Raw genomic sequence first — 26,889 nt, forward strand, 5'->3', positions numbered from 1 at the left:
GTAAAACCTATGTTTATTAAGATGGATCTACCAAGAATAATGGTTGATCAAACTCTACAGGAGATGAATCATCAACTAAAACCTTAACAATTTTTCCACTGATTTCAGATTCAATTTCATTGAATAATTTCATTGCCTCAATAACACATAAAACATCACCTGTTTTAATAGTAGAACCTACTTCAACAAAAGCTGGTTTGTCTGGAGATGGTTTACGGTAAAAAGTTCCAATAATTGGCGATTTTATTGTGATGTATTTAGCATCATCATCTGTAGAAGCAGCTTGCGCAGGCGCAGCAGTTTCTACAGTTGCAACTGGCGCAGCAATTTGAACTTGCGGCATGCCTACTGGCATTTGTTGCATGTAAGGTACGTTTTCAGCAGCAGCAGCTTCTGTAGTAGTTTTAATGGTGATTTTAAAATCATCCATTTCTAATTTTACCTCAGTAGCACCTGATTTTGCTACAAATTTAATTAGATTTTGAATTTCTTTAATATCCATAATATAATTCTAAAATTTTGTTATTCAATTATTTATTTAGTTTATTTTTCTGTGTTATATGCCCATTTTAAATAAATGGCTCCCCATGTAAAACCACCACCAAATGAAGCAATAATTAAATTATCGCCTTTTTTTAAATCTTTTTCAAAATCATTTAAAAGTAGGGGTAGGGTTGCAGAGGTTGTGTTGCCGTATTTGTGTATGTTAACTAAAACTTTATCTTCGTTTAAACCCATACGGTTTGCAGTAGCATCAATAATACGTTTGTTTGCCTGGTGTGGTACTAACCAATTAACATCGCTATGAGTTAAGTTGTTGCGTTGCATAATTTGTTCACTTACATCAGCCATTCCTGAAACAGCATATTTAAATACTGTTTTTCCGTCTTGATGAACAAAATGTTGTTTGTTTTTTACTGTTTCTTCTGATGGTGGAAGTAAAGAACCACCTGCTTCAATTTTTAAAAATTCACGACCAACACCATCGCTTTTTAAAATTTCGTCTTGAAAACCTAAGCCTTCTGTATTTGGTTCAACTAATACAGCACCTGCACCATCTCCAAAAATAATACAAGTAGCACGATCAGTATAATCAATTATTGAAGACATTTTATCGGCACCAATTAATAATACTTTTTTGTATCTACCTGATTCTATATATGAAGTAGCTGTTGACAAACCATATAAAAAGCTAGAACATGCTGCTTGCAAATCATAAGAGAAAGCGTTTGTTGCGCCAATTTGTGTAGCTACATAAACGCCTGTTGAAGCAACGGGCATGTCTGGTGTGGTTGTAGCCATTAATACCAAGTCAATTTCTTTTGGGTCAAGACCTGTTTTTGCAAGTAAATCTTCAGCGGCTTTAATTGCCATGTAAGATGTACCTTTGTCTGTATCTTTTAAAATACGACGTTCTTTGATGCCTGTTCTTGATGTGATCCATTCATCGTTAGTGTCAACCATTGTTTCTAATACTTGATTAGATAAAACAAAATCAGGTACATATTTACCTACTGCTGTAATGGCTGCTGTAATCTTTGTCATAAGGGACTATCTTTACGTTCAAAAAAGTTCAAAAAGTGTTGAAAATTACAAAAAAAATAGCAATTAGCATCAATTTTTGTCTAAAAATGATGTTTTTTGAATTTATTTGATTTTTTGCAAATGTGAAAAAGCCCTCGCATAGCGGGGGCTTTTTATTTTATTTTTGATAAAATTAAGCTACAGCCTCAGTTTTGTCTACTAAAACTTGACCTCTGTAGTATAATTTACCTTCGTGCCAATAAGCTCTGTGCATTAAATGTGCTTCACCAGTTACAGCGCAAGTTCCAATTGTTGGAGCTACTGCTTTGTAATGAGTTCTTCTTTTATCTCTTCTTGTTTTCGAGGTTTTTCTTTTAGGATGTGCCATTTTACCGTATTATTTATCCGTTAATAGTTGTTTTAATTTATCCCAACGTGGGTCTGTATCTTTATTGTTGTTGTCTGAATTATCTTCAGACGGTGTATTATCTGTTTCTTCTTCTGTACTTTCTTCTTGGTTGATCATTTCTAAATCATCATCATCTAAAAAATCCAAACCTTCAAAATCGTCTTCATCATCTAAACTGTACTCTTCAGCAACGCTAGGATGAACGCGTTTGTACGGAACCGATAAAGCAATCATTTCATATATATATTGCTTTACGTTTAATTGAAATTCTGCGAAAGGCAAAATTAACAAATCTTCACTGTCATCATTGAACTCTTCTCCAAATTTGACGAATAATTTCAAAGTTCCTTCAATAGGTAAATCAAAATCTTCGTTTGTTTGGTCACAAGGTACGTTTACGGTTCCTTTGTGGTGGAATTCTAGTTCTAACATGGTGGTTTTCTTTAACAAAGTTAAATCAACTTTAATGTTAGTGCTGTTGAATTCAGCGTAATCAAACATATTGAAAAAATCGTTTTCAATTATGTATTCAAATTGATGTTCTCCTAATTTTAGTCCAGAGAACTGTACTAAAAAATCTTTTTCAGTTACCATAACCATCTATTTGAGCGTGCAAAGATATAAAAATAATTTTATTAAAAGCTTTTATTGATAATTTTTTAATGTTAATTACTAGAAACTTTTAATGGATTTTTTATGCTTTGTAAATACTCGTTTTTATTTTTATAAATATCTAAAGCAGCGTAAACTGCATTTTTAAACGATGTAAAATCGGCAATGCCTTTTCCGGCAATATCATAAGCGGTTCCATGATCTGGCGATGTGCGAATTTTGTTTAATCCGGCAGTGAAATTTACGCCGTTTCCAAAATTTAATGCTTTAAAAGGAATTAATCCTTGGTCATGATAACATGCAACAACGGCATCAAAATTTTTGTACTGCTCTGCTCCAAAAAAAGCATCGGCAGAATAAGGACCGTAAATAATGATGTTTTCATCAAACAATTCTTTAACGGTTTGCGTAATAAATGATTGTTCTTCTGTACCAATAATTCCGTTATCGCCACTATGAGGGTTTAATCCTAACAAGGCAATGCGTGGTTTTACTGCATTAAAATCTTGAATTAATGATTTGTTGATGGTGCGTACTTTTTGTTTAATAAGCTCTGGGTTTAATGCGGCAGAAACTTCTTGTAATGGCACATGATCGGTTAATAAACCTACTTTTAAATCATCACTAATCATAAACATTAAAGCGTTTCCTTCTAGTTCTTGATTTAAATAATCGGTATGACCAGGAAATTTAAAATCGTCTGATTGTATGTTGTATTTATTAATAGGTGCTGTAACCAAAGCATCAATTAAATCATCTTTTAATGCTTGCGTTGCCGCTGCAAAAGATTTAATGGCATATTTGCCTACATTGTCATCTAAAACACCAAAGTCTAAATTCACACCTTCTTTCCAAAGGTTTAAAACGTTGAATTTACCTAATTGAATTTGGTCAAGAGAATCAATTCCGTGAATAACGGTTGTACAATTAATATTTTTTTTAAGGAATGATAATAATTTAACGTTACCAAAAACCACAGGGGTACAAAGTTCCATCATACGTGGGTCTTCAAAAGTTTTTAAAATTACTTCTGGGCCCACACCATTCATATCGCCAATTGATATTCCTAAAACAATATTTTCGCCTTTTTTAAACATGCGTTGTATTAATTATTGCTAATTTTGTTACAAATTTAGTAAAATTATTCTACTTATGTTTACTGGTATTATTGAAACTCTTGGAGTTATAAATAAAATAGAGCATGAACAAACAAATGTGCATCTATTTATAGAAAGTTCTTTTACAAACGAATTAAAAATTGATCAAAGTGTAGCGCATAATGGTGTGTGTTTAACCGTGGTAGAAATTAATGATACCATTTTTAAAGTTACAGCTATAAAGGAAACGATAGATGTTACTACTATTGGAAATTGGAACGTTGGCGATGTGGTAAATTTAGAAAGAGGGATGTTTTTAAATACACGTTTAGATGGACACATTGTACAAGGACATGTTGATGAAACAGCTGTGGTGACTAAGATTGAAGAGGTGGGAGGAAGTACTTATTTTAGTTTTGAATACGATAAAAAATCAAAATATGTAACTATTGAAAAAGGATCTATTACGGTTGATGGAACCAGTTTAACAGTCGTGAATTCGGGTATTAATACCTTTAGCGTGGCTATTATTCCTTATACATTAGAGCATACTTTGTTTAAAACCTATAAAGTGGGTACAAAAGTAAATTTAGAATTTGATGTAATTGGAAAATATGTAACCAAGTTGTTACAGTTAGAAAAATAAAAAAAAGCCCATTGGGCTTTTTTTTATTTTTAATCAAATTTAAATACTTTAGTAAGACTATCGTTATTGGTGTGTGTATGGTTTAAATCAATTAACTGCCCAGAGCCAATGTTAATTACCATGCCATGTACTGCTAATGGTTGTTGGTTTTTCCAAGCGTTTTGAACAATAGATGTTCTGCATAAATTTAAAACCTGTTCTTGAACATTTAATTCAACCAAACGATTTTCTTTTTCATGTTGATTGTTTATAGCGTCAATTTCAGTAGCGTGTAAACGATATACATCTTTAATATGTGATAGCCAGTTATCAATAATACCATATTGAGAACTACTTAACGATGCAGCAACACCACCACAACCATAATGACCTGCAACAATAATGTGCTTTACTTTTAAAACATTTACAGCATAATCTAAAACAGATAGCATGTTCATGTCTGAGTGAACACAAACGTTTGCAATGTTTCTGTGTACAAAGACTTCACCTGGTTTGGTGCCTGTTAATTCGTTGGCAGGTACGCGGCTATCGGCACAGCCAATCCATAAAATTTCAGGATTTTGTCCTTTGGCTAATTGCTCAAATCTGCCCGAGGTGTCGTTTTTTACAAACTCCATCCATTCTTTGTTTCCATCAATAATTTTATTGAAGCTTTCTTTTAAATCTTTACACATAATTTTTTCTGTTAGATTTAAGGCAAAATTACGACTAATGAATTTATTTTTTGGTGATTTTTAAATAAAAAAAGTCGACAAATTGCCGACTTTCTATTCTTGATTTTTGTAGGATTATCGTTTTACAAGAATACAACGCTTCCTGTTTCAACATCGTAATTTGCTCCTACAATTTTAATTTTCCCTTCTTCTTCCATTTTCCTAAGGGTTGAGCTTTCTTTGCGAATATGTTCTATGGCATTTAAAATATTGTGATGATTTAATCTTTCTAAAAGATCGGTGTTTTTAGAATTGCGCTCTTCGCCATCTTTCATGATATTCTTAATAATTGGATCGAAATGACCAACTAAATGGTTTAAATTATCCATGCCAAGACCTTCAATAGCTGCTGCATCTAAGCCACCTTTTAAAGCGCCGCATTTTGTATGTCCTAATACTACTACTAATTTAGAACCTGCTACGTTACAACCAAATTCCATTGATCCTAAAATATCTTGATTTACAAAATTACCTGCAATTCTTACACTGAAAATATCGCCTAAACCTTGATCAAAAATTAATTCTGCTGATGTACGGCTGTCTATGCAACTTAAAACTACAGCAAAAGGCCATTGCCCTGCTCTTGTGTCGTTTACTTGTGCTAACAAATCGCGATTTGCTTTTAAGTTATTTACAAATCGTGTGTTGCCTTCTTTTAAAATTTCTAATGCTTTTTCAGGTGTAATGGTTGCTTGTGTTTCTAATGTATGTGCTTTCATTTTTCTTACTTTCTTTAAATTTGTTTATTACATTGCTCTGCGGTGGGTAACTAATATGTGCGAATCTTCATCGGATTCATATTCTTTGTACGATTTTTTGAAACCAATTAAATGCACTTGAATTTCGTCTTCTTTAGCGCGTACGTTTGCAAAATCTTGAATCATTTCCAAAACATCGGTTGTGATGTACGATGTTGAACGTGCATCAATTGTTACATTAGAGCCTGGTTTTACATTTTTCAATGTTTTTTTAATAGCCGCTTTGTTTAAGAATGAAACTTCTTCGGCTAATTTGATAGTGAAATCATCTGTATCATTCAGTTTTTCACGACTTAAATAATAAGCACGCTTCATGTTTCCTTGTAAAATGTAGAAAACCGATATTAACAATCCAATTCCAACTCCTTTTAATAAATCGGTAAAAACAACAGCCAAAACAGTTGCTAAAAATGGTATGAATTGATATTTACCATTATGCCAAAAATGCTTAAATGTTGCTGGTTTTGCTAATTTATATCCTACTAAAATTAATACGGCTGCTAATGTTGCAAGCGGAATTAAGTTTAGAATGAACGGAATAGATAAAACGCAAACCAATAATAAAACACCGTGTATAATAGCTGATGATTTTGATGTTGCTCCCGCATTTGCGTTAGCAGAACTACGAACTACTACTGATGTCATTGGTAAACCGCCTATTAAAGAGCTTAAAAAATTGCCTACTCCTTGTGCTTTTAACTCTAAGTTGGTGTCGGTAATTCGTCTTTTAGAATCTAATCTATCCGATGCTTCAATACAAAGTAATGTTTCAATTGATGCTACTACAGCAATGGTTGCACCAACAATCCAAACTTGCGGATTTGTAAAACCATTTAAACTAGGTAGTGTAATTAGGTTTTTAAAATCATCGGCAGTTTGGGGTACAGGCAAAGTAACCAAATGTTCTGCGCTAATACCTAATGAGCTGCCTGTTGCTAAAAATAATTGATTTAATAAAATACCTGATATTACTGCCACTAAAGCACCTGGTAACATTTTTAGCTTTTTTAATGAAGGAATTTTATCCCAAGCTAAAAGAATACCCATAGATATAAGTGTAATTACTATTGCACCTGGATGTATTGCTGCAAAAAGATCGTTGAAATAATTTAGGTTAATACCATTGTCAAAAAGAGTTTCATTACTCATATTATCACCGTCAAATCCTAAAGCATGCGGAATTTGTTTTAAAACAATGATAATACCAATACCTGCTAACATTCCTTCAATTACATTGTTGGGGAAATAATTAGAAATACTACCAGCACGTACAAAGCCTAAAACTAATTGGAAAAGGCCTGCAATAATACCCGCGCAAAGAAATAATTCAAAGGCCCCTAAATCGGTTATAGCGGTTAAAACAATAGCTGTTAAACCAGCCGCAGGGCCAGAAACTGATATGTTGGAGTTGCTAATAAAACCTACAACAATACCGCCAATAACACCTGCAATAATTCCTGATAATGGTGGCGCACCAGAAGCTAATGCAATACCTAAACATAGTGGAAGTGCTACTAAAAACACAACCAAACCTGAGGCAAAGTTTTGAGAAAACTCTGCTTTATTTTTTGTTTTCATAAAAAAATCTATAATTAATAAACATGTAAAAGTGTTGAATATGTACAAAAACATACCAACTGTTTGAAATTATAGATTGCGTTCTGGAGGGGGAGATGGAATTTTAAAGACTAAATTATCTTTAAAAATACTATTATTAAAGTCAGAATCAACAACAAAGATAGGTTGCTGTGAAAGATAATTCTTGTACTTTTCAAAAGTATAATAATGAATTTCTTTCTCTTCTTCTTCGTTTACAGTATTGTTTGATTTTGATTTGTTTTTTGAATGCGTTTCTTCTTCTTCACTAATAATTAAAGAATACGTGTCTACATCAGAGTTTAATGCATAAGATATTGTTGGTGCAAATAAAAAGCACACAAATAACAATAAAGTGGATATGTTGAATATCTTTAGCATAACATGGCAAATTTACTTTAAAGTTTTTAAAATATTTAGCCAATACAGTGTAAAATTTTTGTTAAATCAGAATAGAAAGAAAATAAAAAAACCACTTGAGAAAGTGGTTTTTTGTTGGTCCACAAGGACTCGAACCTTGAATGACTGCACCAAAAACAGTAGTGTTACCATTACACCATAGACCAATTGTATGTTTTGTAATTAAGCTTTATTAGTTGGTCCACAAGGACTCGAACCTTGAATGACTGCACCAAAAACAGTAGTGTTACCATTACACCATGGACCAATAAAAGCAACATTAGATGATAACTGTAAGCAGTTGGTTAACTAATGCGAGTGCAAATGTAGTACAAAAAAAGAAAATTGCAAGAGTTTGAAAGAATTATTTTTAAAAAAGTATGTTTGAATAGTTGTTTTTTTAGTTAGTTGTATTGATAAAGTGTGCTTTAGCAAATTTTAATTTTTCAAAAATAATTGAATTAGTGAATTGATACCCTGAAATGTTTTAATAGTATTGATGAAAATTTAATTATGGTTAAAAAGAAGGTGTATCATATTTTTCATGTAGATTTTATGTGTTTGATATTTTAAAGCAATACTTAAAATAATACATTTCAAAATAGTTAACAAAATATGTTGAATTCATTTTTTAGGAATTTAGAAAAAAAACGTTTTCTTTGTAGTTCTTATAAAAAATAAGACAAAAATAGCTATTATGTTGACAATGAATTTTAAAAAATGGAATACCATCACAGGATGGCTTGCGTTTTTAATTGCACTTACAGTTTATATTATAACACTAGAACCAACAGTTAGTTTTTGGGATGCTGGTGAATATATTGCTACATCGGCAAAGTTAGAAGTAGGACATCCGCCAGGTGCGCCGCTTTTCCAAATGTTAGGTGCTTTTACCGCCATGTTTGCTTCATCACCAGAAAAAGTGGCTGCAATGGTAAATATGGTATCAGCCTTATCTAGTGCTTTTGCTATTTTGTTTATGTTTTGGTCTGCTACTAATATTTTAATGAAAATGATTAAAATAGGTACCGAAACAGTTACCAACAATATAGCTATTGCTATACTTGGAAGTTCTTTAATTGGTGCCTTAACCTTCACTTTTTCAGATACTTTCTGGTTTAGTGCAGTTGAAACCGAAGTTTATGCAGCTGCTACATTTATGTTAGCATTGCTTTTATGGCTTGGGTTACGTTGGGTTGATGATATAGACAATGCGCGCGGTAACAAATGGCTGTTATTAATTGCATTGGTTATTGGTATGTCTTTTGGGGTACACTTTATGGCTTTACTAGCTATTCCGTCTATAGGATATTTGTATTATTTTAAAAAATATCCAAATGTTACCATTAAAAATTTCATTATTGCGAATATTGCTGTAGTAGCTGTTTTATTAGTTGTCTTTGGATTTTTACTTCCGTATACTATGATTTTCTTTGGAAAATCGGAAATTTTCTTTGTTAATTCAATAGGATTGCCTTTTAATTCAGGAACCATCATTGCATTTGCAGTAGTTGTAGCACTTTTTGTTTTTGGTTTAAAATATACACGTTCTAAGCAAAAATATTTTGCTAACACACTTGTTTTGAGTGTTTTGTTTGTTTTTATAGGGTTTTCTTGTTGGTTGATGTTACCAATTCGTTCTAACACGCAAATTCCTATCAATGAAAACAAACCATCAGATGCTTCAGAGCTTTTAGATTATTACAATCGTAAGCAGTATGGTGAGCGTTCTTTGTTTTACGATACCTCGTTTACTATCAAATACGGAAGAGAATTAAATGAAAATCAACCTTATAAAGATGGTAAAATCGATTATGAGCGTGATTATGTAAGCGGAAAGTATAAAATTATCAACGAAAATAAAAACTCTGAACCTAATTATTCTAGTCGTTTTAAAAGTTTCTTACCTCGTTTGTGGGAACCAGACATGGCGGCAAATTACATGAGTTATACCAAACCAGTAGAGTTCACTTTAAAGCCAGAGTATGCATCAGATCCAAAATTGATGGAAATGGCGGGGCAATTAAAGGCTGCCGTTCACTCTAATCAAATGTCTACAAGAGAATATGACAGCTATTTATCGCAAATGGGTGAATATATCGATGTACAAAAGCCAAGTTTTTCTGATAACATGAGCTTTATGTTTAATTATCAGTTTGGATATATGTACATGCGTTATTTAATGTGGAATTTTTCTGGTCGTCAAAACGATATTCAAGGATCTAATGATCGTATGGATGGAAACTGGATAACTGGTATTAAATTTATTGATGAGTTTCGTTTAGGATCGCAAAATAATTTAACCAGCGATATGTTAAATAACAAAGCGCGCAACGTTTATTTTATGATACCGTTTGTGTTAGGTTTATTAGGTTTTATTTTCCATTATCGTAAAGATCCTAAAACATTTTATGTTTTATTAGCATTGTTTTTATTCACAAGTTTTGCTTTAAAAATCTTCTTAAATGAACGTCCGTTCGAGCCACGTGAACGTGATTACGCTGTAGTAGGTTCGTTTATGGTTTTTGCCATTTGGGTAGGTTATGGTGTCTATGCTATTTATGAATTTATAGCATCTAAAGTAAATGCTAAAATAGCTTTACCAGTAGTTTTAGCCACTACCTTTTTAGCATCGCCTGTGTTAATGGCGAGTGAAAATTGGGACGATCATGATCGTTCAGATAAATACACAGCTTTAGCGGTCGGTCGTGCCTATTTAGATTCGTTAGAACCAAATGCTATTATTTTTACCATTGGCGATAACGATACTTTTCCACTTTGGTATTTACAAGAGGTAGAAGGTTATAGGACCGATGTACGCGTAGTATGTACAACTTTAATGCAAGCAGAGTGGTATGTAGATCAGTTAAAAGTAAAAGCGTATGATTCTGAACCATTAAAAATACGTTTCAATCACAAGCAATATGCAGGTGATAAATTGTATTTTGCTGCTATTACGCCTACAGTTGACGAGCGTTTTGATTTGAATACCATTATGGATTTTCTTGCAAGTGATAGACCTGAAACCAAAATGACAGTAAATAATGGAATGGAAGTAGTGCGTATACCAACCAACAAATTTAAAATACCTGTTGATAAAGCTAAGGTGCTTAAAAATGGAACCGTTTCACCTGAACTTGCAGATCAAATTGTATCAGAAATTCCTATTGATGTAAATACAAGTAGTTTGTACCGTATGCGTATTATGATGTATGATATTATTGCAAACAACAATTGGGATAGACCAATTTATTTTACAGCTGGTGATATTACCAATGAAGCATTCCTTTGGTTAAAAGATTATGTGCAGTTAAATGGTTTGGTATATCAATTAGTGCCTATAAAAGCAGAACGTCAGTACGATGTTAATCCTTTAAATATTGGTTCTATTGATACAGAAAAAATGTACAAGAACATCACGGGTTGGTATTGGGGTAACTTTGGAAGCCCAAATATTTATCACGATCCGCAAACTCGTAAAGAAGCACGTCAATATTTAGTGAATTTTACTCGTTTAGCAGATCAATTAATTAATGAAGGTAAAAAGGATAAAGCTAAGAAAGTGTTAGATTTAGCCATGACCAATTTCCCAATTGATTATTATATACCTTATGATAGTAGATTGAAATATTTCTTTGTTGAGCCTTTTTCAGAATTGTATTATAAAGTGGGAGAAACTAAGAAAGCAAGTGAAATTGCTACAAAATTGTATACAAAATCTGAAGAAGAGTTGAATTTCTTTAAAGGCATGGGTGTAACAGAACAGCAACAATACACATATGATATTATTGAAACTTTTAATACAGCATATCGTATTATAGATACTTGTAAATCACAAGGCGATGCTGCAACAGTTGCTGCTTTAAACAAACGTATTGCTCCTTTTGAAAAGTATTTTGACAGGTACTTAAAAATGTACAAGCAAAGAAAAGAAGAAGAATTAAAGATGATGCAGAGAGAACAACAAATGATGGAAGATTCTGCTGCAACAACACAAGATTCGGTAAATCAACAATAATTAAAACAATAAAAGATCCCAATTGGGGTCTTTTATTGTTTTTAGATAAAGCTATTTTTTGTAAATTTAGAATATCATTAAAAATAGTTTTATGAGTTTATACGAACAAATTGCAGAAGAAGGAATACGTTTACCATCAGAAATGGGAGTTTTTGGTAGAAACAATAGCAACCATTTTACTTTTCAATCATTAAAAACAAACTTATCAAATGCAAAAGATTTTGAGGTAGTTGAATTTGAAGAAATTTTTCTGTTAGATGAAAATCCTACAGTTTCTAAGAAATTTTCACTTAACATTCTATACAAACAAATTACATATGAAATTGATTTATTTGTTGTAGAAACTACTCATATTAATTTAGATTCTTATGCACAAATTGATCCTGTTTTAGAAAGTGAGTTAGAACTAGCAAAAAAAGAATCCTTTTATTTAGAATCTTCTCTTTATTTCTCTCAAAACATTTTAGACAGCTTTCATCTTCAGGTAAAAGTACTAAATGCTTTAGTTCCACAACCAACTGTACTAATCGATTTCATGCCTCTAAGATTATTATCGGGTCAATGGGCTGCTTTTGCATCTAAATTACTTACTCCGCCTTCGCCAAGGTATATTTATACCATTCATGGCGTGTATGATGAAATTAATGGAGAAAAAAACTATTGGTTGCATACCCATGGTTTACACAGATGTGGAACAGTAGAATTAGAATTGATTGACATTAAAAACGGAGTTAGTGAACTTAACGGTTTATTAGATGCAATGGTTTCGCGTTTTATATATGATCCTGCAGAAGAAAATGAACCTTTTAATATGGGTTACATTGGTTATGATTTAAACTTTGTTTGGATTCGTTGGGAAGATATGGTAGAGAAATATCCCTCAGAAATTCCAGGAGGTTTACAAGAACGTACACCAGAAAAGCAAAATTATGGTCCATCAGGTATCGTTTACTTATTAGAAAATGATGAAATTTATCCACCTGATGTTTTAGCTGAAGAATTAAAAGAAAATCCCGTTTATTTTATAAAAGATGAGGAAACAGAACGCATGTCAGCTCTTGCTTATGAACAATTTCAATATTTAGAAAAAGCATTTAAAGAACATGCCACTGATGAAGATTGGCGATTTATTGTTAAACTAGGATTACCTATTGATGCAGGAGACAGCAATGAACATTTATGGTTTGATGTTACAAAAATAAATGATGACAACACTTTAGATGTTATTTTACTAAATGAGCCTTATCAAATTGAGAAATACCATGTAAACGATGCCTTAACATTACCATTGCATCATTTAACAGATTGGCTAATTTATGGTCCTGAAAAGAATTACACTCCAGACAATATCTTTGAATTGTTTGCATAAAAAAAGCGTTCCTAAAAGAACGCTTTTTTTATATAGTAGTAATAGTTTTCAAATTTTGAATGGTCGCAATTGGATCTTGAGCATTAAAAACAAAGCTTCCTGCTACTAAAACGTCAGCACCAGCTTCAACCAAGGCAGCTGCATTTTTATCTGTAACGCCTCCATCAATTTCAATCAAAGTAGCAGCATTATTTTTAACAATTAGTTCTTTAAGCTGCTTTACTTTCTTGTAAGTATTTTCAATAAACGATTGCCCTCCAAAACCAGGATTCACACTCATTATACAAACCAAGTCAATATCCTTAATTACATCTTCTAACAAAGCGACACTTGTATGAGGATTTAACGCTACACCAGCTTTCATTCCAGCCGCTTTAATAGCCTGTAAAGTTCTGTGTAAATGTGTACAAGCCTCATAATGTACCGTTAAAACATCAGCTCCTAACTTTTTAAAAGTATCAATATATCTATCAGGATCAACAATCATTAAATGTACATCAATTGTCTTTTTGGCATGTTTGTTAATAACATCTAAAACAGGCATACCAAACGAAATATTTGGAACGAAAACACCATCCATAATATCAATATGAAACCAATCAGCCACACTGTTATTAATCATTTCAACATCTCGTTGTAAATTAGCAAAATCAGCAGCCAAAACCGATGGCGCAATCAATGTATTTTTCATTTTATTGAATTGTTTTTACAAATGTACAATTTTATTTGTTTAAAAATTGCTGAACATAACTGTGAAAACAACTTCATAAAATTTTGAGTACTTGCTAAATAATCCGTACTTTCGCACTTAATATTTATTAAGTCTAAATTACATTTTTATAAAAGTACTATATTATGAGAAAACTTACCATTGCAGCTTTTTTGTTGTTTAGTTATTTTGGTCAGGCGCAAAATACATTATTAAATGCAGATTTTTGGAAAAAAGCACCTAATGTAGAAATAGTAAAAGCCGAAATTCAAAAAGGAAATAATCCATCTGAAGCTAACAGAGGAAATCATGATGTTGTAAGTATCGCTATAAATAACAATGCCCCTTTAGAAACTATTATTTATTTAATTGGTCAAGAAGGTAACAGTGTTTCTAAGAATACCCACGATGGAAGAACCTATTTGCATTGGGCAGCTAGCCGTGGCAATGCAGATTTGGTAAAATATTTGCTTGAAAAAGGTTCTGATATTAACCGTACAGATGATAAAGGAGCAATTCCAATTTCTTTTGCTGCTAGTAATGGTCAAACCAATACAACCGTTTACGATTTACTTTTTAAAGCAGGCAACAATCCTAAGCAAAAGTTTCAAAACGGAGCTTCATTATTATTATTATCTATTGCTAATGATGCTGATTTAAAACTTGCAGATTACTTTATTTCTAAAGGATTATCATGGAGTGATGTAGATGATTTTAAAAATACAGCTTTCGATTATGCATCTCGTTCTGGTAACGTAGAACTTTTAAAGAAAATAGCTCAAAAAGGAGTGAAACATACAAATAAAGCTTTGATTTTTGCTTCTCAAGGTACAAGATCTCAATCAAGTGGCTTAGAAGCATACCAATATTTAATTGATGAGGTAAAAATTAAACCTAATGTTGTTGGAGATCAAAACGAAAATGTTTTACATAATTTAGTTCGTAAAAAAGATCAAAATGAAATCATTGCTTATTTCTTACAAAAAGGGGTTGATATAAATCAGGCAAATAAAGAAGGAAATACAGTTTTAATGGAAGCTGCCAAAGGTACAAATGCAGATGTTTTACAATCAATACTTTCTAAAACTAAAAACATCAATCAAGTAAATGCAAAAGGAGAAACTGCTTTGGCAATTGCGGTTAACACAGGATCTGCTGATGTAGTTTCAAAATTGTTAGAAAATAAAGCTGATACGAAAGTTGTTGATAAAAGCGGAAATAATCTGGCTTATTATTTGATACAATCGTACAAACCAACGCGTGATGGTCAAAAAAATGAGTTCAATCAAAAGATGGAGTTATTAAAAAACAATCATGTAGATTTTGTTACACCTCAAAAAGATGGTAATACTTTGTATCATTTAGCTGTTGTTAAGAATGATGTACAATTATTAAACAATTTAGAAGGTTTAAATATCGATATTAATACTAAAAATAGCGAAGGAATTACAGCTTTACACAAAGCAGCCTTAATTGCAAAAGATGATGTTGTTTTAAAATATTTAATTGCTAAAGGTGCTAAAAAAGATGCTATAACTGATTTTGATGAAACGGTTTATGATTTAGCTAATGAAAATGAATCTTTAAAAGAGAATAACATTTCTATTGATTTCTTACAATAAAATTAAAAAATACATTTATAATGAATACGATTAACAAATATATAATTGCCGTTTTTTTACTTTTTTCAACCCTTTCTTTTGCTCAAAATGCAAAGTATAAATGCATGTTGCAAATGACCAACTACAAAGGCTTAGAAGCTTATGTGGTGGTTTCTCTTATTGATCCGCAAGGAAAATACGAGAAAACTGTTTACATGATGGGCGATGATAAGCAATGGTATAATGGTTTTAAAGAATGGTTTAAGAATTTATCTAAGAAAAAAGAGAAAATTAGTGCTGTAACAGGTGCTTCGGTTGCAGCAGGTGACCGTACTAGTGCTACTTTTACGCTTGATGAATCTAAAATGAATAAAGGTTATAAATTGCGCTTTGAAACAGCTGTAGAAGATCAAAAATATCATGTTAGTGATGTTGAAATTCCTTTTACTACAGATGCATTAACAAAGAAAACAGAAGGAAAAGGATACATTCGTTACGTAAAATTAAACAAAGTACAATAAAACAATCGCGTTCATGATTAGTTCGGTTTGGCGTTTTGCGCACTTAGCATTGGCATTAATATCGTGTGCTTTTGTTTTTGTAGCTGCTATTACAGGTGTTATATTGGCTGTTGATGCAGTTAATGAAAAAACACCACCCTACAAAATAGAATCCTTCAATGATGTTACTCTAGCGCAATCGTTACCAAACTTACAAGCTAAGTATACCGAAATTTTAGAATTACAAGTCGATCATAATCAATTTGTTACTTTAGAAGGATTTGATGATAATGGAGATGATTTTAAAGTAATCATTAATCCTTTAACAGGAGAGAAATTAGGAAAACCTGTCGAAAAATCGGCTTTTATTCAATGGATAACTTCCTTACATAGATCATTGTTTTTACATGAAACAGGACGATTTATAGTAGGTGTTGTTTCATTTTTGTTGATGTTGATTACCATTACAGGAACTATTTTAATCATCAAACGTCAACAAGGAATAAAACATTTCTTTTCTAAAATTCATCGCGATTTCTTTGCTCAATATTTTCATGTGGTAGCAGGTAGGTTGTTGCTTATACCTATCTTAATTATTGCTTTAACCGGAACGTATCTTTTTATGATACGTTTTGAGTTTGTTTCAAAACCTGAAGAAGTTACCAAGGAAATGGTTTCTGCTAAAGACACTTCTGAAAAAAAATGGAAAGATTTTAGTGCGTTTAATGAAGTTAAACTAGCTGATGTAGAAAAAATTGAATTTCCTTTTGCTGATGATCCTGAAGATTTTTTTAAAATTAAGTTACATGATAAAGAACTTCAGATAAACCAAATAACAGGAAATGTTGTTTCTGAGACGCAGTATTCTACCGAAAAAAAGTTAGAAACATTAAGTTTAAATCTGCATACAGGGCGTACGCATATTATTTGGGCTATTATTCTTGGTATTGCTTCGCTTAATATTTTGTTTTTTATTTATTCGGGTTTTGTCATTACATTGAAACGCAAATCGGTTAAAATTAAAAACAAATTCAAGCTAAATAATGCTGAATATATTGTTTTAGTAGGATCTGAAAATGGTTCTACCTTAACGTTTGCTAATAAAATTTACGAACAACTTATTGCGTCAAATCAATCGGTTTATCTAACCACTTTAAACCAATACACTACTTTTGAAAAAGCCAAGCATTTAATTGTTTGTACATCAACTTATGGTTTAGGCGATGCACCGTCAAACGCAAATCAATTTAAAAAGCTAGTCAATAAGTATCCTCAAAATGCTAATGCTTCTTTTTCTGTTATTGGTTTTGGATCAAAAGCGTACAAAGATTATTGTGCGTTTGCAATTGAAGTAGATCAGTGGTTACAACAGCAATCTTGGGCAAAACAATTGTTACCTGTTTTTACTGTTAATGATAAATCGGTAACTGAGTTTGTTGAATGGGCAAAGGCATGGAAAAACAGTTCTTCGGTTGAAATAGGTACAACACCAGCCTTATATCAACAAAAAACGCCAAAATTAGCATCATTTAATGTGCTTGAAAAAACGACTGTTTCTTCAAACGATCCTATTTTTAGTTTAATCATTAACAATCAATCCAAAGTTAGCTTTCAATCAGGAGATTTATTAGCTATTTACCCTGGTAACGATGGTCGTGAACGCTTGTATTCTATTACTAAAAGAAACAATAACATCCATTTAATTGTAAAGTTGCATGAAAATGGTTTGGGATCACAATTTTTGTATCATTTACAAAAAAGCACACCATTACAAGCACGTATTATTCAAAATAAATCATTTCATTTTCCTAAAAAAGCGCCTTCGGTTATTATGATTGCTAACGGAACGGGAATTGCTCCTTTTTTAGGTATGATTGAAGAAAATAGAACCAAAACAGAAATTCATTTATTTGCTGGTTTTAGATATCAAAACAATACTACACAAGGCTATCAAAATTTTGCTCAACAACAAAAAGAGGAGCAAAGGTTAACATCTTTTAATTTTGCTTACTCACGTGAAGAAAATGCGTGTTATGTAATGCATTTAATTCAAACCCAAGCTCAATTATTTGCGCAAGTACTAGAAAACAAAGGCGTTATTATGATATGCGGCGCATTGAATATGCAAAAAGATGTTGAAGCTGTTTTAGATACAATCTGTAAGGATGTTAATGGAAAACCTTTAGATTTTTACAAAGAAAATAAGCAAATTCTTACTGATTGTTATTAAATGATATACCTTAAAAAAAATAAATTTTCTTGGTTGTTTGTTTGCTTTTTGCTTACAAACAATTTTTTTGCGCAAGTATTAAGTAAACGCGATACTGTTTTAATGGGCAGTAAATTTGATATTAGTATTGTTGCTGATGATTCTTTACAAGCTGAAAAAAACATTAATTTAGTTATTGAAGAAATCATTAGAATTGAAAATTTAATATCTGAATGGAAACCAATATCACAAATATCGAAAGTTAATAGAAATGCTGGAATCAAGCCTGTAAAAGTAGATAAAGAGGTTTTTGAATTAACAAAACGGGCTTTGTTTTTTTCTGAAATTACCAATGGTGCTTTTGATATTAGCATTGCCGCAATGGATAAAATTTGGAAATTTGATGGATCGATGGATGCATTACCTTCTCAAGAAATAATTGCTAAAGCCATTGAAAGGGTAGGGTACAAGAACATTATTTTAAATGAAGAGGATTACTCTATTTTTTTAACAAAGCAAGGTATGAAAATTGGCTTTGGGTCTACAGGAAAAGGCTACGCAGCTGATAAAGGTCGTGCATTAATGGAAAATTTAGGAATTAAAGCTGGAATTGTAAATGCATCTGGTGATATGGCCACTTGGGGCAATCAACCTAATGGGTCGAAATGGCTAATAGGCATCAATAATCCCTTCAAAAAAAATAAATGGATTAAAGTTTTGAAAGTTAATAGAATTGCTATAACTACATCTGGAGATTATGAAAAATATATAGAATTTAACGGAATTCGTTATGCTCATATTATCAATCCCAAAACAGGTATGCCATCAACAGGTTTAACTAGTGTAACCGTTATAGGTCCAAATGCTGAAATGGCCAATGGTTTTAGTACCTCTATAATGCTTTTAGGAAAAGAGAAAGGTTTTGAACTTCTTTCTCAATATCCTCAGTATGCATGTTTAATTTTAACTAATAAGGGTACAGTTTATAAAACAAAGAATTTTGATGAAATTGTTAGGTAAATTTATTTTTTATTGGTTGTATTAAGAAAATATCTTTTTTGTAAATAAAAAAGCCTCCCTTTAAAAAGGAAGGCTTTCTCTAATTTATATACTGATTAGTATCTGTAATATTCTGGTTTAAACGGACCTTGAACCTCAACACCAATGTATTCTGCTTGTCCTTGAGATAAAGTTTCTAACTCAACGCCTAATTTAGCTAAGTGTAAAGCAGCAACCTTTTCATCTAAATGTTTTGGCAACATATACACATCGTTCTCATAGTTTGCTGAATTTTTCCATAATTCAATTTGAGCCAATGTTTGGTTGGTGAATGAATTACTCATTACAAAAGATGGATGACCTGTAGCGCAACCTAAGTTTACTAAACGTCCTTCAGCTAAAATAATGATATCGTTTCCGTTTACATTATAAATATCAACTTGTGGTTTTACTTCTTTTTTCGAAGCTCCGTACGTTGCGTTTAACCAAGCCATATCAATTTCGTTATCAAAATGTCCGATGTTACAAACAACCGTTTTATCTTTCATTTTTTCGAAATGACGACCAACCACGATGTCTTTATTTCCGGTAGTAGTAATAATGATATCTGCATTACCAACAACTGTGTCTAATTTCTTTACTTCGTAACCGTCCATTGCTGCTTGTAACGCACAAATAGGATCAATTTCTGTAACAGTAACAATAGAACCCGCACCACGGAAAGATGCTGCTGTACCTTTACCAACATCACCGTATCCACATACAACCACGCGTTTACCTGCCAACATTAAATCGGTAGCACGACGAATAGCATCAACTGCCGATTCTTTACATCCGTATTTGTTATCAAATTTTGATTTTGTAACCGAATCATTCACGTTAATAGCTGGCATTGGCAATGTTCCTGCTTTTACACGCTCATATAAACGATGAACCCCCGTAGTAGTTTCTTCAGATAAACCTTTAATACCTGCTACTAAATGTGGGTAACGATCAATTACCATATTGGTTAAATCACCACCATCATCTAAAATCATGTTTAATGGCTGGCGATCTTCACCAAAGAACAACGTTTGCTCAATACACCAGTCAAACGATTCTTCATCTAAACCTTTCCAAGCATACACTTGAATACCTGCTTCGGCAATTGCAGCTGCCGCCTGATCTTGTGTAGAGAAAATATTACAAGAACTCCACGTAACCTCAGCACCCAACGCTTTTAATGTTTCAATTAAAACCGCTGTTTGTATGGTCATGTGTAAACATCCTGCAATACGCGCACCTTTTAAAGGTTGTTCGTCTTTATATTCAGCTCTTAAAGCCATCAAACCTGGCATTTCAGCTTCAGCTAATTCAATTTCTTTTCTTCCCCAAGCCGCTAATGAAATATCTTTCACTTTAAAAGGCACATAAGGTATTGTTTGTGTACTCATGTATTTTTTATATTTGTGTATCAAATTTTTGCAAATTTACGGATTTCATTTTAAATCTTTGCAAACGAAATCATAAAGCACACATTTATGCCTCTATATAAAGTTATTTCTCACGATATTGATACTCAAGTTTTTATTTGGAAGATTACCGAATTAGAATCTGAGTTAAAAGAAACTGTTGTTTTAAAAGAAAAACATCAAGCTAGATTAGATGGAATGCTGTCTGAACAACACCGCAAAGGTTTTTTAAGCGTGCGTAAATTGTTGCAAGCGGCAGGTTACGAAGATGAAGATTTAACGTACGACGCCAATGGAAAGCCACATTTAAGTGACGGCAAGCATATATCGATTACACATTCATACGAATTTTCGGCGATTATCATCTCGACTAAAAATGTAGGGATTGATTTAGAAATGAAACGCGAAAAGATGATAAAGATTGCGCATAAATTCATAGAAACCGAGTTTGATTTTTTAGATACCAACCACCAATACATAGAACAATTAAGTGTAATTTGGGGCGCAAAAGAAGCTTTGTACAAAATGTGTAACTCACGTAGTTTAAGCTTTAAGCAAGATATGCACATACAGCCTTTTTCTTTGATAGATGATACAGGCAAAGCCTTGGTTGATTGTAAAGAGTTAGATTTTGCAAGCCAATTTACCTTTCACTTTGAAAGTTTTGAGAATTACACCCTAGTTTACGCATTAGAACATGAATAATGTTAAACACACTTATTGTCATCCTGAACTTGTTTAACTTCGTTCCGTTCGCAAGCTCGGGTCAGGATCTCACAAAAAACTCATGAATGCGACTCTGAAACGAGTTCAGAGTGACAAAAAAAAAGATAATTTAATTTAATTATTATTTATGGATTGAATCTGTGCATCTGTGGTAAAAACATAAAACAATGAATAAAGAAATTATACAAACCGAATTACAATACAAAGCCGTACGCAGTTCAGGCGCTGGTGGACAAAATGTAAATAAAGTAGCTACCAAAGTACAAATTGTTTTTGTACCCGAAACATCGATGGGGTTAACCGCTGATGAAAAAGCGACATTAACCGAAAAACTTGCCAACCGTTTATCTAAAGAAGGCAGCATTCGGGTAGAGTGCGATGAAACCCGCAGCCAGTTAAAGAATAAAGAATTGTGTGTGCAACGTTTGTTTTTATTACTAGAAAGCGCATTAAAGAAAGACAAAAAACGTATTGCTACTAAAATACCCAAAGCTGTTATTAAAAAACGTTTAGACGATAAACAACGCAACGCCGATAAAAAGGAAAATAGAAAGTTTCGGTTTTAGGTTTTTGTGTACTTCTTGTGTACTTCTTGTGTTTTTTCCACAAATACACTGAGCAACCTTATCAATAACATTAAGCTTTAGTCCGATGTTTCTATGATAAACAAAAAAAGGCTTTAGCCAAAGGTAAAACTTTGTGGCTAAAGCCTTTTCAACGGATTTTAACCCGTTGATATTCATAACATAACTTGCTGTACTTTGTTAAACAATGAATTTGTAGGATTCATATATTTAAAGTACTGTATTGTTTTTATTGTATGTGACTTTTTCAGGGTTGTACCTACGAAACACGCTTTGCTATAAATATGAAATCCTTTCAGGATTTTTATTTACCACAAACAAACATACTCACACCTATTGTCACCCTAAGCTTGTCTCAGAGTCTCAGATTAGTTTTTGTATGAGCAAGATGCTCGTATAATCTTGGAAATATTTATTACCAATCACTACTTTTACTTGGTATATTGTCGTTTAATACAAATTCTTTTAATGAACTATTCAAATTATTAAAATAGTTAGGTATTCTTTCTGCGAAGAGTTTATATGTATTTCTAATTTCGCCTTTTTTATTATAATATTCTTCATTAGAATTTAAGTCAAAATTAGACCAACCACCATTAACATACTGACTTGGTACAATATACCTTTTAAGTTCAATTATATCAAACTTATACTTATTATCTTTGAATGATATTTCAATTTGGTAAATTCCTTCTTGACAGCCAACTTGACCTAAAGCTTTAATACAAAATATATCATCACTTGAACCCTCTATACGAATATATTCATTTTCAATTTGTGCCTTAATTACTTCTTTTGGATTTTTATAAGTTATTGCAACCCAATCCAAAGTCTTTCTGAATAATTCTGATTGACTTTTTCCTTCAAAATCTGTTACAACAAAATCTGTTAATCTTTCTTTTGAAAATACAAATTCTTTCTCTTGTCCGTAAGAGTTATTCATAAATGCATTTAAAAAAAGAACTGTAAGTAAAAATTTTTTCATAATCGTAGTATTTTAAATAATGACGCAAAATATAAAAAAATATTTATTTAGCATTTAAAAAAAATGCAATCTCAACTAACACAAACATCTTACTTGTGCTTAAATATAAACAAAAAACAAAACCGCAAGCTTTATACTTGCGGTTTTACTATTTACAATATGTTACTAGTAACAATGTTGCTGTATTTACGGCTATCTATAGTGCCTATATATACAACTCTAAACTGGTAAGTTGTTTTTTCTATCTTTATAGTTAAGCACATTCATTCTAAAGCACAAGAACAAGCCTTAATGCGGTTGCAAACACAGTATGACATTGCTGTAACTGCTATTAATAACAACGAGCAATTAACCTACGAAGAAAAGCAAATAGCTTTAAAACAAGAAAAAGAAAACTTTAAACGCATGAAAAAAGGATTTCAAGGTAGTAGCTTTTAATTCAAGGCAACATCTTTCGTCTATCATCTATTTTCTATTATCTTTTCTCTTTCATCTCAAAAAAACAATTATATTTGCATCGTCTCAAAGGGGTGCCCTACGGCTGAGATCATACCCAAAGAACCTGGGCAGGTAATGCTGCCAAGGGAAATGAACAAACACTATATGAGTGCACGCATTGGTTGCTGTTCGTATCATCATTTTTTATTAATCTAAACAAAATAAATGCCCCCTTTTATTTGTAAAATATTTTTTACGAATGAAAATTCATTATTTGTTATTACCTATTGCCAGCACATTGCTATCGGCTACTGTACAGGCACAAATAACACAACCTAAAGACACAATAAGCGATGAAACTTTAGACGAAGTTTTAATACAAGCGGTACGTGCCAACAAAAAAACGCCCATGGCTTTTTCTAACTTAACCAAAGAAGAAATTGCCAAGAAGAACTTAGGGCAAGATATACCGGTGTTAATGAACTTTATGTCATCGGTAGTTACTACAACCGATGCTGGTAACGGCGTAGGCTACACAGGTATTCGTGTGCGTGGTAGCGATGGTACGCGTGTAAACGTAACCCTAAATGGTATACCGTATAACGATGCCGAATCGCACGGATCGTTTTGGGTAAACATGCCCGATTTTGCTTCGTCATTAGAAAACCTTCAGTTGCAACGTGGCGTAGGTACCTCAACCAACGGCTCGGGTGCGTTTGGCGCCAGTTTAAACTTGTTAACCAATGCGTATTCAGATAAAAGCTCGGGCGAAATATCCAATTCCTTTGGTAGTTACAATACGCGCAAACACACGGTTAAGTTTTCAACAGGATTGATGAACGATGCTTTTGAGTTATCGGGTAGGTTATCGAACATTCATTCGGATGGATATATTGACAGAGCCGAATCTGATTTGAAGTCGTACTTTTTACAAGGTACTTTTGTTGATGGTAAAACATTGATTAAAGCATTGGCTTTTGGTGGAAACGAAAAAACATATCAAGCTTGGAATGGTATTGAGGATAAAGAAATACTAAAAAACAATCGTACCTATAACCCTTCTGGCGAATATATCGATGCAAATGGTGTGGTACGCTATTATGATAACGAAACCGACAATTACAATCAAAACCATTATCAATTGCATTGGAACCAACGTTGGAATACCTATTGGAACACCAACTTTGCCTTACATTTAACCACTGGTATTGGCTATTACGAGAACTATAAGGTAAACCAGAAATTAGCCGATTACGGTTTAAAGTCAATCATGGTGAACAATGAGGAAATTAAAAAGGCAGACATCATTCGTCAAAAATTTCTTAAAAACAATTTCTATGGTTTTACCTTTTCTTCCAACTATAAAAAAGATCAGTTAGATGTTATTTTTGGGGGTGCTGCTAATAAGTATGAAGGCGATCATTATGGTAAAATACTATGGGTAAGCCAACCTGTTGCTTATAATTACAATCAACAATATTATTTTGATCAATCAACTAAAACCGATGCTAATGCCTTTGTAAAAGCTACCTATACGTTAAAAGATCAATGGGTTTTATACGGCGATTTACAATTGCGTAATGTTACCTACAAAGCAAACGGAGATGATACAGGCTTGGTTGATGATCGTTTCAACTTTTTCAATCCTAAGGCAGGTGTTACTTATTTAATTAACGATGAGCAGCAGGGTTATTTCTCATATGCACGTGCGCACCGCGAACCTAACAGAACCGATTACGAAGCAGGTAGCCCAAAACCCGAACAATTAAACGATTTTGAGCTGGGTTGGAAGTTAAACACCGATAAATTAAAAGTAAATGTGAACGGATATTATATGCGTTATAAAGATCAGTTGGTTTTAACGGGTGCATTGAATGATGTAGGATCGGCTATTAGAGAAAACAGTGGCGATAGTTACCGTTTAGGTTTAGAAATAGATGGAGCCGTTGCTTTACACAAAAAGTTTATTTGGAGCCCAAGTATTAGCATAAGCACCAATAAAAATATCGACTTTAAAGCTCATATCGACGGGAGCATTCAAAACCTTGGCAACACCAATATTGCTTTTTCGCCCAATGTAGTCGCTTCAAACGCGTTTACGTTTTTACCAAAAGAAAACATATCCGTTAGTTTGTTAACCAAGTTTGTTGGCGAACAGTTTATGGGCAATACCGATTCTGATTTCTCAAAACTAGATTCTTATTGGACAAACGATATTCACTTCAGTTATGCATTAAAAACCAAAAAATGGTTTCAAAGCATCAACTTCAATGTAATGCTGAACAATATCTTTGATGTTAAATACATTTCAAACGGATTTTATTACACCTATGATGACAATTGGACTACACCAGACGTAACCACCACTATTGAAGGTGCAGGTTATTATCCACAAGCGCAGTTTAATATTTTAGCAGGTGTATCTTTGATTTTTTAATCTAATCAATCTTAATAATCAATAACCAAAAACGAGCATCGTAATGATGCTCGTTTTTTTAATTATATACAGTCAACATGCTACCGTTTTGGGTAACTCGGTATTCTTTTAAAGGATATTGCGCATCGGTAGTTGGTAACCCTAAAAACAAATTGTAAACCAAACCATCGGTACAACTACATTTTGCTTCTACACCATCTAAAGTAAGCCTAGAACAAGAACTAATTTCATGATTGGCACAAGTAGCCTCAAACGCGCGAAAACCAGTCCCTGTATTAATAACAAAAAAACCGTTAATACCGTAACCCGATATGTACACAGCATTACCCGCATATTGCAATTTATTATACAAACCTAATGTAGTATTTATAGGTACATTAACCGCTATTTCAGGTAAATAAGGATTTCTGTTATCCCATTCGTCTTTAGAACAAGAAACCAAGAACGCACTTAAACACAAAAACAATACTAAAAGTTTTTTCATTGTAAAACATTTGAAAAACAAATTTAATTATTTAACTTTGACATAAATAAAAAGAGAACAATATTAACATAATAAACGTATTAGAAAGTAAAATCCCGTTTGTAGTGGGATTTTTTCTATTTTATAAATTGAATTAAGATGAGTAACGTATCCTATTATACAGCCGAAGGTTTAAAGAAATTAAGAGATGAAATTGATCACTTAAAAAGTGTTGAACGCCCAAAAGCGTCGCAGGCAATTGCTGATGCACGTGATAAAGGAGATTTATCTGAAAATGCTGAGTACGATGCAGCTAAAGAAGCACAAGGTTTATTAGAACTTAAAATTGCCAAGATGGATGAGGTTTTAGCAAACGCTCGTTTAATCGATGAATCGCAATTAGATACTTCAAAAGTTTTGGTTTTATCAACTGTGCGTATTAAAAACCAAACCAATGGTATGGAATTAACCTACAAGTTAGTTGCCGAAAGCGAAGCTGATTTAAAATCGGGTAAAATTTCGGTTACATCTCCAATTGGTAAAGGTTTGTTAGGTAAACAAGTTGGCGAAATTGCTGATATTAGTGTACCAAACGGAACATTGAAATTTGAGATCCTAGAAATAACAAGAGACTAAAACAATTGCT

Annotated in this window: 25 protein-coding genes, 2 tRNA genes and 1 riboswitch; of the genes, 12 read left to right on the top strand and 15 right to left on the bottom strand. The window is 32.5% G+C overall.

Annotated elements, in window-relative coordinates; translation table 11 throughout:
- Positions 1–16: 16 nt before the first annotated feature.
- From accB to pdxA, 5 genes are all read right to left on the bottom strand, one after another.
- Positions 17–502 carry an acetyl-CoA carboxylase biotin carboxyl carrier protein gene (gene accB / locus H1R17_RS05885; protein ID WP_163432010.1) on the bottom strand — a complete coding sequence of 162 codons (486 nt, stop codon included), beginning with the start codon at positions 500–502 and terminating at the stop codon, positions 17–19.
- Positions 503–543: 41 nt separating this feature from the next.
- Entirely contained in the window at positions 544–1,545 is a 1,002-nt protein-coding gene (locus H1R17_RS05890; protein WP_163432012.1) for a beta-ketoacyl-ACP synthase III, read from the bottom strand.
- A 172-nt stretch (positions 1,546–1,717) separates the two neighbouring features.
- Positions 1,718–1,912, bottom strand: coding sequence for a 50S ribosomal protein L32 (rpmF, locus tag H1R17_RS05895; protein WP_091522482.1), 195 nt, complete (start codon positions 1,910–1,912; stop codon positions 1,718–1,720).
- A gap of 9 nt (positions 1,913–1,921) precedes the next feature.
- The gene (locus tag H1R17_RS05900; protein ID WP_163432014.1) at positions 1,922–2,527 is read right to left on the bottom strand and encodes a DUF177 domain-containing protein; all 606 of its coding nucleotides are present in this window, start codon (positions 2,525–2,527) and stop codon (positions 1,922–1,924) included.
- 71 nt (positions 2,528–2,598) lie between these two features.
- Entirely contained in the window at positions 2,599–3,642 is a 1,044-nt protein-coding gene (gene pdxA, locus H1R17_RS05905; protein ID WP_163432015.1) for a 4-hydroxythreonine-4-phosphate dehydrogenase PdxA, read from the bottom strand.
- Positions 3,643–3,697: 55 nt separating this feature from the next.
- On the opposite strand from pdxA, the gene H1R17_RS05910 reads away from it, so the two are divergent.
- On the top strand, positions 3,698–4,288 hold the full coding sequence (locus tag H1R17_RS05910) for a riboflavin synthase (protein ID WP_163432016.1): 591 nt from the start codon (positions 3,698–3,700) through the stop codon (positions 4,286–4,288).
- Positions 4,289–4,317: 29 nt separating this feature from the next.
- Here the strand turns inward: H1R17_RS05910 and H1R17_RS05915 are convergent, their stop codons facing one another.
- The 6 genes from H1R17_RS05915 to H1R17_RS05940 all read right to left on the bottom strand — a co-directional run bounded on the left by H1R17_RS05915 (position 4,318) and on the right by H1R17_RS05940 (position 8,022).
- The gene (locus tag H1R17_RS05915; RefSeq protein ID WP_205600669.1) at positions 4,318–4,962 is read right to left on the bottom strand and encodes a carbonic anhydrase; all 645 of its coding nucleotides are present in this window, start codon (positions 4,960–4,962) and stop codon (positions 4,318–4,320) included.
- Between the two features lie 122 nt (positions 4,963–5,084).
- Positions 5,085–5,720 (bottom strand): carbonic anhydrase family protein, encoded by a 636-nt coding sequence (locus H1R17_RS05920; RefSeq protein WP_163432017.1) that lies wholly within the window; start codon positions 5,718–5,720, stop codon positions 5,085–5,087.
- A 27-nt stretch (positions 5,721–5,747) separates the two neighbouring features.
- Positions 5,748–7,337 (bottom strand): SulP family inorganic anion transporter, encoded by a 1,590-nt coding sequence (locus tag H1R17_RS05925; protein WP_163432019.1) that lies wholly within the window; start codon positions 7,335–7,337, stop codon positions 5,748–5,750.
- A 69-nt stretch (positions 7,338–7,406) separates the two neighbouring features.
- Entirely contained in the window at positions 7,407–7,736 is a 330-nt protein-coding gene (locus tag H1R17_RS05930; RefSeq protein WP_163432020.1) for a hypothetical protein, read from the bottom strand.
- Between the two features lie 114 nt (positions 7,737–7,850).
- Positions 7,851–7,921 (bottom strand) — tRNA-Gln (locus tag H1R17_RS05935).
- Positions 7,922–7,951: 30 nt separating this feature from the next.
- A tRNA-Gln gene (locus H1R17_RS05940) sits at positions 7,952–8,022 on the bottom strand.
- A 429-nt stretch (positions 8,023–8,451) separates the two neighbouring features.
- Between H1R17_RS05940 and H1R17_RS05945 the strand changes: the two genes are divergently transcribed.
- Positions 8,452–11,772 (top strand): DUF2723 domain-containing protein, encoded by a 3,321-nt coding sequence (locus tag H1R17_RS05945; RefSeq protein WP_163432021.1) that lies wholly within the window; start codon positions 8,452–8,454, stop codon positions 11,770–11,772.
- A 91-nt stretch (positions 11,773–11,863) separates the two neighbouring features.
- A complete protein-coding gene (locus tag H1R17_RS05950) occupies positions 11,864–13,141 on the top strand; it encodes a DUF4026 domain-containing protein (RefSeq protein WP_163432023.1) in 1,278 nt (425 codons plus the stop codon).
- Positions 13,142–13,169: 28 nt separating this feature from the next.
- Here the strand turns inward: H1R17_RS05950 and rpe are convergent, their stop codons facing one another.
- The gene (gene rpe / locus H1R17_RS05955; protein WP_163432024.1) at positions 13,170–13,832 is read right to left on the bottom strand and encodes a ribulose-phosphate 3-epimerase; all 663 of its coding nucleotides are present in this window, start codon (positions 13,830–13,832) and stop codon (positions 13,170–13,172) included.
- 164 nt (positions 13,833–13,996) lie between these two features.
- Between rpe and H1R17_RS05960 the strand changes: the two genes are divergently transcribed.
- Genes H1R17_RS05960 through H1R17_RS05975 form a run of 4 tightly spaced genes read left to right on the top strand, consistent with a single transcriptional unit; the run spans position 13,997 to position 19,180 of the window.
- Positions 13,997–15,472, top strand: a complete 1,476-nt coding sequence (locus tag H1R17_RS05960; RefSeq protein WP_163432026.1) for an ankyrin repeat domain-containing protein — start codon at positions 13,997–13,999, stop codon at positions 15,470–15,472.
- Positions 15,473–15,492: 20 nt separating this feature from the next.
- Complete coding sequence (locus tag H1R17_RS05965) at positions 15,493–15,972, top strand: DUF2271 domain-containing protein (RefSeq protein ID WP_163432027.1); 480 nt, start codon at positions 15,493–15,495, stop codon at positions 15,970–15,972.
- Positions 15,973–15,985: 13 nt separating this feature from the next.
- A complete protein-coding gene (locus tag H1R17_RS05970) occupies positions 15,986–18,181 on the top strand; it encodes a PepSY domain-containing protein (protein WP_163432029.1) in 2,196 nt (731 codons plus the stop codon).
- On the top strand, positions 18,182–19,180 hold the full coding sequence (locus tag H1R17_RS05975) for an FAD:protein FMN transferase (RefSeq protein ID WP_240453349.1): 999 nt from the start codon (positions 18,182–18,184) through the stop codon (positions 19,178–19,180).
- Between the two features lie 95 nt (positions 19,181–19,275).
- Here the strand turns inward: H1R17_RS05975 and ahcY are convergent, their stop codons facing one another.
- A complete protein-coding gene (ahcY, locus tag H1R17_RS05980; RefSeq protein ID WP_163432031.1) occupies positions 19,276–20,592 on the bottom strand; it encodes an adenosylhomocysteinase in 1,317 nt (438 codons plus the stop codon).
- Positions 20,593–20,679: 87 nt separating this feature from the next.
- Here ahcY and H1R17_RS05985 point away from each other — a divergent pair, with 87 nt between their 5' ends.
- Positions 20,680–21,315 carry a 4'-phosphopantetheinyl transferase superfamily protein gene (locus H1R17_RS05985; RefSeq protein ID WP_163432032.1) on the top strand — a complete coding sequence of 212 codons (636 nt, stop codon included), beginning with the start codon at positions 20,680–20,682 and terminating at the stop codon, positions 21,313–21,315.
- A 188-nt stretch (positions 21,316–21,503) separates the two neighbouring features.
- Complete coding sequence (gene arfB / locus H1R17_RS05990; RefSeq protein WP_163432034.1) at positions 21,504–21,902, top strand: alternative ribosome rescue aminoacyl-tRNA hydrolase ArfB; 399 nt, start codon at positions 21,504–21,506, stop codon at positions 21,900–21,902.
- Between the two features lie 433 nt (positions 21,903–22,335).
- Here the strand turns inward: arfB and H1R17_RS05995 are convergent, their stop codons facing one another.
- Positions 22,336–22,905 (bottom strand): DUF4468 domain-containing protein, encoded by a 570-nt coding sequence (locus H1R17_RS05995; RefSeq protein WP_163432035.1) that lies wholly within the window; start codon positions 22,903–22,905, stop codon positions 22,336–22,338.
- Between the two features lie 291 nt (positions 22,906–23,196).
- Here H1R17_RS05995 and H1R17_RS06000 point away from each other — a divergent pair, with 291 nt between their 5' ends.
- Together H1R17_RS06000 and H1R17_RS06005 are read left to right on the top strand one after the other, a co-directional pair.
- Positions 23,197–23,343, top strand: a complete 147-nt coding sequence (locus H1R17_RS06000; protein WP_163432037.1) for a hypothetical protein — start codon at positions 23,197–23,199, stop codon at positions 23,341–23,343.
- A gap of 78 nt (positions 23,344–23,421) precedes the next feature.
- Positions 23,422–23,510: riboswitch (TPP riboswitch) on the top strand.
- Positions 23,511–23,602: 92 nt separating this feature from the next.
- Positions 23,603–25,780 carry a TonB-dependent receptor gene (locus tag H1R17_RS06005; RefSeq protein ID WP_163432038.1) on the top strand — a complete coding sequence of 726 codons (2,178 nt, stop codon included), beginning with the start codon at positions 23,603–23,605 and terminating at the stop codon, positions 25,778–25,780.
- Positions 25,781–25,838: 58 nt separating this feature from the next.
- On the opposite strand, the gene H1R17_RS06010 is transcribed toward H1R17_RS06005, so the two are convergent.
- The gene (locus tag H1R17_RS06010) at positions 25,839–26,264 is read right to left on the bottom strand and encodes a hypothetical protein (RefSeq protein ID WP_163432040.1); all 426 of its coding nucleotides are present in this window, start codon (positions 26,262–26,264) and stop codon (positions 25,839–25,841) included.
- 138 nt (positions 26,265–26,402) lie between these two features.
- On the opposite strand from H1R17_RS06010, the gene greA reads away from it, so the two are divergent.
- Positions 26,403–26,879 carry a transcription elongation factor GreA gene (gene greA, locus H1R17_RS06015; RefSeq protein WP_163432041.1) on the top strand — a complete coding sequence of 159 codons (477 nt, stop codon included), beginning with the start codon at positions 26,403–26,405 and terminating at the stop codon, positions 26,877–26,879.
- The last annotated feature ends 10 nt before the right edge of the window (positions 26,880–26,889 follow it).

The sequence above is a fragment of the Flavobacterium sp. xlx-214 genome, from assembly GCF_013874595.1.
In the GTDB taxonomy this organism is placed as follows: Bacteria; Bacteroidota; Bacteroidia; order Flavobacteriales; family Flavobacteriaceae; genus Flavobacterium.

Bases quoted from the DNA above. Each gene is read 5' to 3' on its own strand.
- greA (WP_163432041.1), top strand. From the start codon at position 26,403: ATGAGTAACGTATCCTATTATACAGCCGAAGGTTTAAAGAAATTAAGA.
- pdxA (WP_163432015.1), bottom strand. From the start codon at position 3,642: ATGTTTAAAAAAGGCGAAAATATTGTTTTAGGAATATCAATTGGCGAT.
- H1R17_RS06000 (WP_163432037.1), top strand. From the start codon at position 23,197: ATGCGGTTGCAAACACAGTATGACATTGCTGTAACTGCTATTAATAAC.
- H1R17_RS05920 (WP_163432017.1), bottom strand. From the start codon at position 5,720: ATGAAAGCACATACATTAGAAACACAAGCAACCATTACACCTGAAAAA.
- H1R17_RS05890 (WP_163432012.1), bottom strand. From the start codon at position 1,545: ATGACAAAGATTACAGCAGCCATTACAGCAGTAGGTAAATATGTACCT.
- H1R17_RS05910 (WP_163432016.1), top strand. From the start codon at position 3,698: ATGTTTACTGGTATTATTGAAACTCTTGGAGTTATAAATAAAATAGAG.
- H1R17_RS06010 (WP_163432040.1), bottom strand. From the start codon at position 26,264: ATGAAAAAACTTTTAGTATTGTTTTTGTGTTTAAGTGCGTTCTTGGTT.
- arfB (WP_163432034.1), top strand. From the start codon at position 21,504: ATGAATAAAGAAATTATACAAACCGAATTACAATACAAAGCCGTACGC.
- rpmF (WP_091522482.1), bottom strand. From the start codon at position 1,912: ATGGCACATCCTAAAAGAAAAACCTCGAAAACAAGAAGAGATAAAAGA.
- H1R17_RS05945 (WP_163432021.1), top strand. From the start codon at position 8,452: ATGTTGACAATGAATTTTAAAAAATGGAATACCATCACAGGATGGCTT.
- H1R17_RS05900 (WP_163432014.1), bottom strand. From the start codon at position 2,527: ATGGTAACTGAAAAAGATTTTTTAGTACAGTTCTCTGGACTAAAATTA.
- H1R17_RS05965 (WP_163432027.1), top strand. From the start codon at position 15,493: ATGAATACGATTAACAAATATATAATTGCCGTTTTTTTACTTTTTTCA.
- H1R17_RS05950 (WP_163432023.1), top strand. From the start codon at position 11,864: ATGAGTTTATACGAACAAATTGCAGAAGAAGGAATACGTTTACCATCA.
- H1R17_RS05925 (WP_163432019.1), bottom strand. From the start codon at position 7,337: ATGAAAACAAAAAATAAAGCAGAGTTTTCTCAAAACTTTGCCTCAGGT.
- H1R17_RS05915 (WP_205600669.1), bottom strand. From the start codon at position 4,962: ATGTGTAAAGATTTAAAAGAAAGCTTCAATAAAATTATTGATGGAAAC.
- ahcY (WP_163432031.1), bottom strand. From the start codon at position 20,592: ATGAGTACACAAACAATACCTTATGTGCCTTTTAAAGTGAAAGATATT.
- H1R17_RS05960 (WP_163432026.1), top strand. From the start codon at position 13,997: ATGAGAAAACTTACCATTGCAGCTTTTTTGTTGTTTAGTTATTTTGGT.
- H1R17_RS05970 (WP_163432029.1), top strand. From the start codon at position 15,986: ATGATTAGTTCGGTTTGGCGTTTTGCGCACTTAGCATTGGCATTAATA.
- accB (WP_163432010.1), bottom strand. From the start codon at position 502: ATGGATATTAAAGAAATTCAAAATCTAATTAAATTTGTAGCAAAATCA.
- H1R17_RS05975 (WP_240453349.1), top strand. From the start codon at position 18,182: ATGATATACCTTAAAAAAAATAAATTTTCTTGGTTGTTTGTTTGCTTT.
- H1R17_RS05995 (WP_163432035.1), bottom strand. From the start codon at position 22,905: ATGAAAAAATTTTTACTTACAGTTCTTTTTTTAAATGCATTTATGAAT.
- H1R17_RS05930 (WP_163432020.1), bottom strand. From the start codon at position 7,736: ATGCTAAAGATATTCAACATATCCACTTTATTGTTATTTGTGTGCTTT.
- H1R17_RS05985 (WP_163432032.1), top strand. From the start codon at position 20,680: ATGCCTCTATATAAAGTTATTTCTCACGATATTGATACTCAAGTTTTT.
- H1R17_RS06005 (WP_163432038.1), top strand. From the start codon at position 23,603: ATGAAAATTCATTATTTGTTATTACCTATTGCCAGCACATTGCTATCG.
- rpe (WP_163432024.1), bottom strand. From the start codon at position 13,832: ATGAAAAATACATTGATTGCGCCATCGGTTTTGGCTGCTGATTTTGCT.